This is a genomic window from Candidatus Nitrososphaera sp. 86-2, assembly GCF_056726185.1.
Map to the genome: position 1 here is coordinate 692,674 of NZ_JBWZON010000001.1, position 12,280 is coordinate 704,953.

The following is a 12,280-nucleotide window of genomic DNA, read 5'->3' on the forward strand; positions in this document are numbered from 1 at the left end:
AGAAATGGGAAAGGTCAATCTGGATGCACTCATTCCTCGTGAAGATTTTGAGGTAAAAGATGTTCCAGATAATACCGGAGGTCGCAATATCCCTGCAATATCTATAAACGAGCTCAAGGAAGGGTCATTTTTCTTTTCTTATATTCGCAAACCTGATTTTCAACGAGAAACATCTGAATGGGATGCAGAAAAGATCTGTGGTTTGATAGATAGTTTTGTTGCAGGAGATCTGATTCCCGCGATTATTCTTTGGAAGAACTCTGGAACGTACACCTTTGTAATCGATGGTGCGCACAGGCTTAGCGCATTAGCTGCCTGGGTAAACGATGATTATGGTGACGGCAAGATCTCGCGCAACTTCTTTGGCAGCACTCCTGAAGAACAGATAGCGATTGCAGGGAAAACTCGCACACTCGTGAATAAAACCGTGGGTTCTTACGCAGATTTTCAATTGGCAACTACCCGGCCGGATAAAGTTAGAGTAGATATTGTCACTCGTGCCAGAAACTTAGGTGTCCTAGCTGTACAGTTGCAATGGGTATATGGCGACGCACAGAAAGCGGAAAACTCCTTTTTTAAGATCAATCAAGAAGCATCTCCAATTGATGACACGGAGTTTTCTTTGTTAAAAGCTCGAAAACAACCTAATGGACTTTATGCAAGAGCAATTATTCGGAGTGGCAAAGGTCATAAGTACTGGTCCAAGTTTGAAACGGCGAAACAATCAATGATAGAGTCGCTAGCTCAATCTGTTAATGATGTGTTATTCGCACCACCCTACAAGACGCCGCTCAAAACACTTGATCTTCCAATTGCAGGAAAAAAGAATTCGTCAAGAGCATCTGCGCTAATACTTGATTTTGTGAACATGGTTAACAAAGTTGGTAAAGACACTCAATTGCCGCCGGATCAAGACGGCGAGAAAACTATTGAATTTCTCAAAAACTGCAAGAGGGTAGCTGAAAGAATTAATAGCAATCAGCCATCATCGCTTGGTCTTCATCCTGCAGTATATTTTTACTCGCGTCAAGGGCAACACAAAACTGCATCGCTCTATGCGATTACGGCATTAATGTTTGAGTTTGAAAATAAAAAAGCAGTAGATCAATTCATCTCTGTCCGAAAGGACTTTGAACACTTTCTAATTGATAATGATTATATCGTTCAACAGATTGTTAGACGATATCGAGGGGCTCCCTTGGCATACCCTCACATCAAGAATTTTTATATAAAAATAATTGAGAAACTTTCATCCGGAAAGAACTCTGGCGTTATAATTGATGAGCTAATCCAAGAACCCGATTATGGTTATATCACTACTCAGCCCGAGAAGTCGGAAGGTATTCCCGGAAAAGCATTTTCAAACGAGACTAAATCTCAAGTTTTCATGAAAGAAGCACTTTCGACAGCACTTGTATGTAAGATTTGTGGTGGATATATACATCGCAATTCTATTTCTGTCGATCATATTGAACGCAAAAGCGAAGGTGGAACCGATTCTCCTGATAACGGTCAACTGTCTCATCCTTATTGCAATACTGGGTTTAAGCACTAACAACAGACAATCTTGCAACAGCAAAAATTCTTAACGCTAAGGTTTTCTAAAATCTTGATTTAGTCTCTCTTCAACAAGTAATTTAATCGTAAACGCTTTTATCTAAACTCCCACAGAACTGTGGTACATGGCCGGCATAGTCGCCATCTATAACCACGGCTCAGAGTCGAAACAGGCCGTGGTCTATTACCTTGCGCACGCCATGCGCATGTTGCAGCACCGCGGCAAGGCGTACTGGAGGATGATGGTCGGAAGCGGGTCCGCCGGCGCCGAAGGCTCGCTTCCCGCGGACGACGCGATATTGAAGGTGGCGCACAAGGAAAAGCTGGCCGGCATGTGCGGCATCGGCTACCTGTTAAAGAGGTCGCCACCGTTTGCCAGTATGCAGTCTGCGCAGATGGCGTTTGACGGGTTTTTCGTCGACACTGAAAAACTGCACCTGCACCCGTACGTGGGGCCTGCGAAACATTCCGACTCGCTTTTCAAGATATACCACATCTTTGTCACTCTCTTGCAAAAGGACCCCGACAGGGCAGTCGAGTTCCTTGACCGGCACCTGCGCGGAAACCTCTTGGTAAAACTAGGAGACGAGGTGTATGCGTACCGGGACAGCACCGGCTTCAAGCCGCTTGTCGTTGCGTCGCGGAAGGACAGGACGCTGAACATAATCGCCTCTGAAAACTCGCTCCGTGCGTCTCTAGTCGACATGGAGTTTTCCGAGATAAAACCCGGCCAGCTGTTGAAATTGAGCAGGCGCGCCGGCCTTGAGGTCATTTCGACAAGCCACGACGCAAAACTGATGATGGACCCATTTGAGTTCATACGAGAGTCAAACGTGGTGGCCACGCTTGGAGGCAAGAGTATCTATGAAATCCGAAAGAGCATCGGAAAAGAGCAGGCCAATTTCCTCTCGCTCGACCTGAAGGTGCAGGACCTCGATTCCGCGTACGCGGAGCCGGACTATACGCGCCCTATGGCGCTTGGCTTTGGGCTTGCGTACAGAAAGCACTATGCGCCCTTTGACCTTGCAGAGGGCGTGATAAAGGACAGGTACGACGACTCGGACAACATGATTGATTTTTCCGAGCAGGACAGCAAGAACAAGTTGCTCACGACGGGCAGGTCGCTCAAGTTCGTGATGCAGCCTCTGGTCAAGGGCAAGAACATTGCCACCGTGCAGGGCACAATACAGACGAGCGCAACTGCCCGGGAAACGATCTATTATCTGCGCAATGCCTGCGCAAGGAGGATAGACGTGGTCGTCAGCTACGTGCCGACCGTAGACGGCAGGCAGGTCGGCCTGTACACGCACAACCGTGACCTTGTAGCCAACAAGTACGTGGGCGAGGTGTCTTCGATAAACGAATTGAACCAGAACATCGCAAAGGAGCTTGGAGCCGACACCGTCTATTACAATTCGCCGGCGATACTTGCAAAGGGCATAGGCGTGCCGGAGCACAGCCTCTGGTTCCCCGAATGGGTCAGGTTCCTCGACTACAAATGACGACAATAAAAAGCGATGTCGAGCCGGGCAGGATAAAAGGCCCACCTGCAAAGTCGCAGGTCCTGATGTCAGGCATGATGATGCAGAATCAAGGCTTTGTAATCAAAAGGATAGAGATGCGCCAGTACGTCGAGCGCACAGACGCAAAGCTGGGCGACTATTCGCTCCTGACTGCTGTTGTCGACACTGACAGGGGCTCTGTAGAGATGAAGTATGACGAGGGCTTTAGGGGCCCTGACGCGTTCGACTCTGCCGTCAAGATGCTCTTGCAGTATGTCGGCCTGTCAGCCCTCATCAACCGCGCGCTCATCGCGCTTTCAGAGTAGCTTTTCAGCCTCTGACAGACTGCTGACGCGAACAGGCCAGTCAAAATCGCGGTTCCACGGCTGGTTGAACAATATCGCCGACTTGGGTTCCGAGACATCAATCAGGTTCTTTGGCGCGTCGTCGATGAGCACGTCAAAGGGATAGTCCGCCTTTGGTACGGCGTCGTAGATGAATATGAGGTCGTCCGCAAACACCTCGTGTATGTCGAGCCACATTGCGACGTAGGCCACCGTCGGTCTCTCCCTCTTTGTGATTATCGATATCCTGTAGCCCTTGCGGTGGATGCGCTCGGTGACTGCGCCAATGTCCGGCTCCGTAGGCGGGATCTCGCGCCAGCGGCTCCTCCAGACGTGGCTGAAATACTCGTAGACGTCCCCGGGCGTTATCGGCAGGACAGCCGGTATATCCCATTTTACAATGTCCTGCTTGGCTATGCTGGCATTTCTGCGCCTGTTGTACTCGTCTGCCCAGACTAGCATCACGTCGGCAAGCACCGAGTCGACATCGATTGCGACCGTCTTGACTGCGCGCAAAGTGCTGGACATGGAAAGAACGCAACCAGTTACCGTATTATTGCTTATTTATAGAAATGCCACCGAACATGCACTGCTTTTTATAACTCTCTCTATATCATTTCACTGTATGAATCCTCAGGAGGCACTGTCAAAGTGCGCCAGGGATGCGCTTTTGACGCTCGGCGAGCCGACCATGCAGTCGCTCGTGTGGCATCTCAGCAATGCCGGCGTGCAGATGACTCCTGATGCCTTTGACGTACGCAAGTTCTATGCGGGCCTTCAAGACATGATGGGTGGCGGGGCAGACATTGTCATGGACATTGCAGCCCGCTCGATGGCTCTTGAGCTCAAGCTGAACGTCGATTTCGACTCGCACGCTTCTGCGCTTGACAATGTGCTAAAGGTGCTTGAAGTCGCGCAAAAGGTGGCGCACTAGTTGCAAGAGCGAAGCGCCTTTAACCCTGCATTGGTGCGCGAGAAGCTTTTGGTGACTATTGCAGTAGCGGTGATCGTCACGATGCTATTCATAGTGTTTTCAGGCGACGACTTGCGCCCACTTTTCTCCAACTGGACGATAAACATCAGCGCTGGCACAGCCCTTACCATGGCGCTCGTCGCGTCACTCCGGCAGGGCACCGGCGGCCTGTACGGCAGGACCACCGTCGCGTTTACGGCCGGGCTTGCGCTGTGGTTTGCCGCAGAGCTCTTGTGGACGTACTATGAGCTTGGTACAGGGATAGAAGTGCCCTACCCGTCGCCTGCCGATGCGCTATGGATGGCCGGCTACGGACCAATGGCTTACCACCTGCTCAAGACCTACCGGTTCTTTGCAGCAAGTAGAAAAGCGCTTGCCGCAACAGTGGCCGTCACGTCTGCATTTGTCGTATACACTTGCATGGTGATAATCGGCGCATCATCGCCGGGCGTTGAGGGGCCGATTGCGCTTGTACTGAGCCTTGCGTACGTGGTACTTGACGGGATACTTCTTGCACCTTCCATCCTGCTTCTTGCAAACTTTCGCAAAGGCAAGCTCACCTTGACCCCCTGGGCTCTGCTCTCAGCGTCGCTTGCGATGGCTGCAGTTGCCGATGCAGGCTTTGCGTATTATACCGCCGCCGGCCTTGACGGCCTGATATGGCATTGGGACCCCCTGTACAATGCAAGCTACATCATCATGGCCGCGACATTTTTCTGGCACAACCGGTTTTTCATATTTGACAAGAGCCGGGCGAAAAAAATCTGGCAGCAGGATAACCGGTAAAATAATATTAGTAGCTTTTCAATTATGGGCCCAAATTCCTTCTAACAAAGTTTAGGAATTGGGCAGAATTAAACGGCTTTGTTATTATTTCGCTGACTCTTAATTCACTTCGAGCAGAATTTATCTCTCCCTTGGTAGGCTCAAATGCCGACATTACAACAATATTCACCATCGGGTTAATCTGCCTGATATTGTAGATAAAATCAAGACCGGACATTTGCGGCATGCGAAAGTCCGAGATTATGAGATCATATTTCGTAGGATTAACCCGAAAGGACTCTAGTGCTTTTTTTGGATCGGTGAATGAATCTACGGTCATGTTTAATTCTTCAAGCATCTGTTCGATTACTGTCAAGATGTCATTTTCGTCATCAACTATCAATATGCTCTTGGTGTCTAATTGCTCCATGTCCAAAAAACAACCTTGTTATTGCGTGTATTCATATATGCTTCCGTCCATAAAGAATTTTCTTTTCATATGCACATATCTCTCTGCCTATGGTTTATCTATCGGCAAAGTGAAGGCGAAGGTTGCTCCCCTTGCTCTCTCTGCGCCCTTATTAATGGTGTTATTATTCTCCGCCCATATCCTGCCGCCGTGAGCTTCGACAATGTTTTTGGCGATAAAGAGGCCAAGGCCTGTGCCTCCCTTTTCCTTGTCGGTTGAAAACTTTGTGAACAACTTGGCAAGCATTTCAGCGCTTATTCCCGTTCCTTGGTCTTTGACCGATACCATTACCTGACCATCTTTCTTTTCGGTTGCAATCGTAATGGTTCCTCCGTCTTGGGCTGAAAACTTGATCGCGTTTCTGACAAGATTTGAAATGACTTCAAATATCCTTAGTTTGTCGGCCACGACGAGCAACGGAATGGGATTGCCTGATTCGTCCGTGGCAGGCTTGAACTGTATGTCTATGCTCTGGCCTTTGGGAATCAGGCTCTTGGCGTCCTCAATCACATCTTTTACTTTTTCATTTATGTCGATTGCTTCCCGGTCCAGCCGGAGCGTGCCGCTTTCAATTCTTGTTGCATCCAGAATCTCGGCAGACAGTTTCTGAAGCCGCCTGGCGTTTCTATCCATCAATGCAAGTTGTTCTCCTGTCACTTCGACTTTGCCCTTGTCCTTGCCATTGCTTTTGCTGCTGTTATTATCGCCGTCGCTGTCGAGCCTGTATTTCAGCACGTCAATCATACCAATGATGGGCTGGATGGGCGTCCTCAGTTCGTGCGCGGCGATATTGACAAATTCCGATTGCATTTTGTCGTGGGCCTTTATCTGTTCGTTTGCTGCCTTTAATTCAACAGTCCTTGCGCTTACGGTTTCTTCCAGCCTCCTATTCCATAAAAGAATAGCAAATATTATTCCCAATGCAGACGCTCCAATGACTCCGATTATGACTATGGAGAGATTCTTTTGCAGATTGACCAGCGCCGCGGCGTCAGACACCGGTGCGTGAGAAGCTATGAGGTAAATAGCTCCAAACTGCCTTCCATCCAAAATGATGGGCTTGTACACGAATGTCGCTGCATCGCCGCCATTCATCGTAATATCACTTGCGCCCGAGTTTCCGCCAAGGGCCGCCTTGAACCCTTCGTTCATTGCCCTCGCCGTTTCCGCATCAAGTCCGCCAAGATACGATTGAAACTTGAAACCAAAGATATTCTTGCCCATGTATTCTGTATGGTTGGAATACAGGATGATCCCTCTGTTATCCAGCAATCCGACTTGACTTTGGAGGTTTGGCGAGATCTGTTTTTCTAAAAGCCTGCCAAAAACGTCTGTCCTGATTCCAGCAACGACTATTCCTTCAAATTCTTGTCCCTGTGCAATATTATTTCCGCTGCTGCCTTTGGCAGCAGGGCTTGACGCAACAGAGGAGGAGACAGGCGTTGTTTCTTTTTCTCCTCCTTCTACTCCTTCGTTCAGTATGGGGTATGATATGTACAGTCTGTGAATGCGATCATTGGAATCAATCACGCTGCTGTAATATACCTCGTGCGCGTCCCTGGGATAAATGAAGTATAACCTGTAACTGAGATCAAAGTCCTTGTATTGTTCATAGGCAGTCTGGTTCATTTTGCTTATCCATACTATCTTGCCGTCCTTGTCAAGCCACATGTAAAAGTCAACAATTCCTGCTGTTGAATCCTCTGCTTGGTTTAGTGCTTTTTTTGCACCCTCAAAATCGCCATTCTGTATCATGGGAGACTTTGAAAGCATTTGCAGTACATTTTGCACATCGTCTATTTCATCTGAAACCAGATTTGCCAAGTCGTGCGTTTGGATATCCGCGTTTGATCTAATGTCGCGGACAGACATCTGTTCTATTTGCTGCGAAATATGTGATGATTGTTGGTACGACAAAGCAGAAAGAGAAAATGCAACAATAACAATCAAAATAACCAAAGCCAAGTTTTTCCTTGAAAATATTTTATTCAAGGGCACGTTCGTTAGGTTGCCTCACATAGATAAGGTTCTCTATCTCAAAGTGTCTGACGGGCTCTGAAAAGCTGCTGCTGTACAATGACTAGTTTTCTGTCTATCTGTGGCCCGCCGCAAAATATCTGCATCAGTTGTCTCTGAGTTTTTCTGGGACCGTCGATCTTTTTTCAAGCACATCTGTGAGCAATCCTTGCAACCTTGCATTCACGTTTTCAGGCACTTCATCTTTTAACGCATGAAACGGTGCCAGATAGACTATGCCGTCTCCAAAAGCCCCCTTGCCGGCCTCGATTCCCGGCTTGTATATTTCGCCCTTAAAGGTGCCCTTTATTACGGAATCGACAGCCTGATCGTATGCCTTGTCTACATCAAGTATGAAGGACGACAGGACGGTATTTGGTGCTAGCGAATTTTGGTCTTGCACGGCGCCAAGAGCATACACGTTATTTTCCTTTGCGGCCTGTATCACTCCTTGGCCCGAGGTGTCTGCGACGTGAAATACGACATCTGCCTTCTGCCTAATTATAGAGGTCGCAGCCTCTTTGCCTTTGGCTGGATTATCCCAGTCGTTGAGGTATGTTCCGACAACCTGAATGGTGGGATTTGTTGTTTTTGCGCCTTGCTTGTATCCTTCAAAGACATTGACTACGTTTGGGTACTCTTCTCCGCCTACGTAACCTATGACGTTGGTTTTTGTCATCATGCCTGCGAGCGCTCCTAGCAAAAAGGAGCCCTCCTGCTGCATGGGAAAAATTGAAGCCACATTTTCCGATTTAACAAGTCCCGTAAAAACTACAATCTTGACGTTTGGGTACTGCTTGCCGGCGCTCAAGGCCGGATCTCCCCACTGGACTCCGTGCGCAATGATCAAATCGTAACCTGCGCCAGCGTATTTTTTCAGTGTAGATTCTATGTCCGGTATGTCGACATTATCCTGCGTTGCAACTTCAAAGCCGTATTTGCGTTCTATTTGCTTGGCCGCATTTAGAGAGGACTCTCCCCAGCCAGAGTCGTTAAACAAAGCGTCAGTTACCACGGCTACCTTCAGCGACGGTTTTTGTTGCCCCGGGGGATTCTGATGCGATAAAACAGGAACGATTAGTAGCGTGAAGAAAATGACTGCGGCAACGGCCGCTGCTGCTATTCCAATTATTGCTGAATGGGTTTTGGCCGATGCTGGCATTACCTGCCTACCTGCCCGCGTAACTCTTTGCGGCGGATATATTTAAGAATCCTGCGACAAGCCGTTTGCATTCTCTGTTGAATCAGTGCTTGTTTACGCTTGCTGAATAGGCCCTATACGAAGCAGGGCAAGCTCATATACAAAGCGCGCATAGACCGTACGTAGAACAGTGGGGTACAGATAACATCCCCAAATTTCTGATTTTACGTTGATTGACGTAATCAGAATTACTTAAATTCATTTGGACAAAACTTCAATAGAACATTTACCAAGTAATAGTATTAGAGATGCTGACTGGCCAGCGCTCATCCATTCTTGTCTTTGCATTGGCCATTGCTTCCATGTTTGCACTGCTGTTCTCTGCCTCGGTGTATGCCAGCCTGTCTCCTAAGGAGAAACTAATCCAAGAATTGCAAGCGGCAAGAACAAACGTAAACCTTGCTCGGATGATAAACCCCGAGAACATTTGCTTTACTTTAGATAATGGGACGCTCGGCAAATATCCTGCTCTGGCTCAAGCAATCAAAGAAGCAGACAATTGGGCGGACAGTGACATTAGAAGCAATACTCAATATGGCAACTACCACACCGGTACTACGGTAAACCTTGACAGGTCGCAGACACTTTCGCTTTTAAAAACATACAACTTTAACCAGACGGTATCCCATGAACCTGCTATCGACAGATTCTTTACATATCAGAATAGGAATCTCAATTGTGGTTTCAACTATTCTGACAAATACTATCTTCTTACTTTGTTTTTTACGACACTTGAACAGGTTAACACCGACCGCGGGTATGTTCCAATACATATAACGCAGAGGCTAGTGGACCGAGTAGAGTCTCCTGTAACTAATGTAACCACCTATGCCCCATTCAATACCACGGCAATATTCTTTAATGAATTGTCCTCTTCTCCTGTAACGATTGACATCACTAGCAAAAACGGAGGAATTTCTGATACCATAACGTTGCTTCCCGAAAAAATGCAGAATATAGGACTTAGGCCAAACTGGACTCGACTAGAAAACACAGACTATCACTACAAGGTCAAAGAGTATCCGTGGATAGAGGGGGACATTTCCGTATCACTAAGATACTATACAGGATGCATGAGCAAAGAAGTGGCCAAGTCCCTGTATGCACAAAGCGATTTTCAGTTAATGTTTCCTTCTTACCTTCCCACAGGATTCAAGCTAGGCTGCGTTGCAGAAAACACCGGCAATTATGTTATCGAGATGTATGTCAATCAGACCGCAGAAGAGCATTACAAGAACAAAGAAATGATGCACTCCAAAAATTTCCCATATCCCTTTTACCTTTACGGCTCAATGCCAGGAGAAGATATCAAAGGAATTGTACAGATTCATGCGCAGAAGTACTATACGGGCTCTGAAAATCCGCGTGAAATTGGATACAATGCTTACCAGTCAATGCTTAACAATACTGCTTACGGATATAGAACCAATCCGCATTTCTTTAATGACGACGCGAACAATACCTCGTACTTTACCTTCAACGAGGGAAAATACCTGTCTGTTGCCGATGTTCTTACCTCTGATGAAAGTTATCATATAGTGGGCTCACTTCCCATGGGGGAGATTATGAAGATAGCAAAGAGCTTGTCCTGAGAGGTAAAGTCCTGAGTAATCAAGAGTACAACGACAGCACATTGTTGTGATGTGGAAGTGGTGGGGGGTATAGATAACGGTCTTGAAATTTGTGATTTTACGTTGATTGACGAATGATGAAATCGACCTAAAATTCATTTGGATAAAAGTTCAATACAACAATAGAACTAAGGATGATGTAACTTCGCTTTGACAGAAGATAATGATGGCAAGGATGGGGGCATTATCATGCCAGTCATCGCCGGGCTTGCCATCGGGATTGTATTCATAGTATTCTTTGCATTTTTGTACGTTATTGATCAGCAATCCAAAATCAAGGCGCTGGATGAGTCTCCGGGTAAACCACAAAGTGAGCAGGAATACTTTCTGTCAAACCTAAAGCCAGGTCATTCGCTATATATTGAAACATCATTTCAGACAGGAGACGGAAACGTCTCCGTTTCGGTAGCCAACCCTACCAGCAGCCATGCTTTTCAAGATTGTAAAGTGATACAGGAGATAATACGTCCAATCTCATATGAGCAGTTCCGTCAACAACAGCAAGAGGCGAAGAATATAGACAGCAAAATTGCGAATACTGGCTATCGCTCAGATGATGATGTTCTCCCTCCCCAAGTTCTGAATGTAACGCTCAAAGAATATGACCACATACCACCGCATTTTGTAGACCATTTCGAAAAGCCAATTGTTCCACCATCACTGCTGCCAAGCAGCAGCCCGACGCAAGAAAATACAACTGCGGCTACCGCTGTTATTGCAACAAAGAACAGCGGCGCTACGGATGCTTCCACCACCACACAGTACGCTGACGTTATCGGTCAAAGCAGCTGGTACATCTTTGAGTGCAAGAAGCCGTATGAGGCTGTAGCATTTCCTTGGATAACTATTGGTGGTAACAGAGTGTACAATCCCGGGGATATAGTACATGTTAAAGGGGTTGTCGGGTTTTCGGAAGTTACCATCCATGTTAGGAACGGGAATAATCTCTTCTTGGAAAAAAGAATACAGACAACAAGAGAAGGTGGAGGAATATTTGACTATCCATTTAGTATTCCGTCCGATGCGAAGAAGGGAAGTTGGAACGTTGAGGTCGAGACACCAGATGGCGCAACGTTAGGAATTCCATTTGGCGTAAGATAACTGGCCGAAATTTGTGATTTTACGTTGATTGACGCAGAGGAATTTTCCTGCATAATGTTAAGATGTAGCATAGCACACTATACAACAACAGTATTGGCCGCCGCATCACTCAAAGATAAATCTCAAACGTCATCTATGGCGACTCCGGTGATAGTGGGATTGGTTGTTGGAATTTTGCTTGTCGCATTATTCTCCACTGCCTTTGCGGCCAAGGGCATTCAAACTAATACAGAACCCAAGGTATTGAATGACCGGGCTCCAAAAACAATATTACGAATTGTTGTATGTGCAGATTCTGAAAAGCCAAAGCTCTCTACCAATTCTCCTGATAACCCTGCGGTTCTGAGAAGGATGGGAACTGGTGGCAATGATGACAGTGGCGGTATTACAATTCCACTGTGCATCATAAGTTCGTCTTCAAGTCAAACAATGTGGCAACTTTATGCTGTCAGCACAGGAGATAGAAAGCCACTGCAAGAGGGCTTGCATTCATCGTTTGATTATGGGGTCATCACAACTCCAGCCTATCATGGAGAGGGAGAGGACAAATCCATTCCCATGACAAATAACTCTAGTGATTACCAAGGAAGCGTGATAAGAAATAGCTTGCACCTAAATGCCGATGAAAGCGCCGATCCTTCGATCAGATTCATCGGAGTTGAAGCCCTTGACAGTATGGGAAATTACTATATCTATCAAATCTTTGTTGACATAAAATGAC

Annotated in this window: 12 protein-coding genes; 8 read left to right on the forward strand and 4 right to left on the reverse strand. The window is 46.9% G+C overall.

The window, feature by feature from the left end:
* Positions 1-4 precede the first annotated feature (4 nt).
* The 3 genes from ACYOR7_RS04195 (at position 5) to ACYOR7_RS04205 (ending at position 3,385) form a co-directional block, all read left to right on the forward strand.
* Positions 5-1,555 (forward strand): HNH endonuclease family protein, encoded by a 1,551-nt coding sequence (locus ACYOR7_RS04195; RefSeq protein ID WP_479913188.1) that lies wholly within the window; start codon positions 5-7, stop codon positions 1,553-1,555.
* Positions 1,556-1,682: 127 nt separating this feature from the next.
* Positions 1,683-3,059 (forward strand): amidophosphoribosyltransferase, encoded by a 1,377-nt coding sequence (locus ACYOR7_RS04200; RefSeq protein ID WP_479913189.1) that lies wholly within the window; start codon positions 1,683-1,685, stop codon positions 3,057-3,059.
* Positions 3,056-3,385, forward strand: coding sequence for a hypothetical protein (locus ACYOR7_RS04205; protein ID WP_479913190.1), 330 nt, complete (start codon positions 3,056-3,058; stop codon positions 3,383-3,385). Before ACYOR7_RS04200 ends, ACYOR7_RS04205 begins: the two co-directional genes overlap by 4 nt.
* On the opposite strand, the gene ACYOR7_RS04210 is transcribed toward ACYOR7_RS04205, so the two are convergent.
* On the reverse strand, positions 3,377-3,931 hold the full coding sequence (locus tag ACYOR7_RS04210) for a 5' nucleotidase, NT5C type (protein WP_479913191.1): 555 nt from the start codon (positions 3,929-3,931) through the stop codon (positions 3,377-3,379). The genes ACYOR7_RS04205 and ACYOR7_RS04210 overlap by 9 nt on opposite strands.
* Before the next feature lie 97 nt (positions 3,932-4,028).
* Here ACYOR7_RS04210 and ACYOR7_RS04215 point away from each other — a divergent pair, with 97 nt between their 5' ends.
* The gene (locus ACYOR7_RS04215; protein WP_479913192.1) at positions 4,029-4,337 is read left to right on the forward strand and encodes a hypothetical protein; all 309 of its coding nucleotides are present in this window, start codon (positions 4,029-4,031) and stop codon (positions 4,335-4,337) included.
* Positions 4,338-5,162, forward strand: a complete 825-nt coding sequence (locus tag ACYOR7_RS04220; protein WP_479913193.1) for a hypothetical protein — start codon at positions 4,338-4,340, stop codon at positions 5,160-5,162.
* A 22-nt stretch (positions 5,163-5,184) separates the two neighbouring features.
* On the opposite strand, the gene ACYOR7_RS04225 is transcribed toward ACYOR7_RS04220, so the two are convergent.
* The 3 genes from ACYOR7_RS04225 to ACYOR7_RS04235 form a co-directional block, all read right to left on the reverse strand.
* A complete protein-coding gene (locus ACYOR7_RS04225; RefSeq protein ID WP_479913194.1) occupies positions 5,185-5,544 on the reverse strand; it encodes a response regulator in 360 nt (119 codons plus the stop codon).
* Positions 5,545-5,658: 114 nt separating this feature from the next.
* A complete protein-coding gene (locus ACYOR7_RS04230; RefSeq protein ID WP_479913195.1) occupies positions 5,659-7,383 on the reverse strand; it encodes a sensor histidine kinase in 1,725 nt (574 codons plus the stop codon).
* A gap of 349 nt (positions 7,384-7,732) precedes the next feature.
* Entirely contained in the window at positions 7,733-8,788 is a 1,056-nt protein-coding gene (locus ACYOR7_RS04235; protein WP_479913196.1) for a BMP family protein, read from the reverse strand.
* Positions 8,789-9,075: 287 nt separating this feature from the next.
* Here ACYOR7_RS04235 and ACYOR7_RS04240 point away from each other — a divergent pair, with 287 nt between their 5' ends.
* From ACYOR7_RS04240 to ACYOR7_RS04250, 3 genes are all read left to right on the forward strand, one after another.
* The gene (locus ACYOR7_RS04240; RefSeq protein ID WP_479913197.1) at positions 9,076-10,419 is read left to right on the forward strand and encodes a hypothetical protein; all 1,344 of its coding nucleotides are present in this window, start codon (positions 9,076-9,078) and stop codon (positions 10,417-10,419) included.
* Between the two features lie 189 nt (positions 10,420-10,608).
* A complete protein-coding gene (locus tag ACYOR7_RS04245; RefSeq protein ID WP_479913198.1) occupies positions 10,609-11,559 on the forward strand; it encodes a hypothetical protein in 951 nt (316 codons plus the stop codon).
* A 24-nt stretch (positions 11,560-11,583) separates the two neighbouring features.
* The gene (locus tag ACYOR7_RS04250) at positions 11,584-12,279 is read left to right on the forward strand and encodes a hypothetical protein (protein WP_479913199.1); all 696 of its coding nucleotides are present in this window, start codon (positions 11,584-11,586) and stop codon (positions 12,277-12,279) included.
* Position 12,280: the final 1 nt, after the last annotated feature.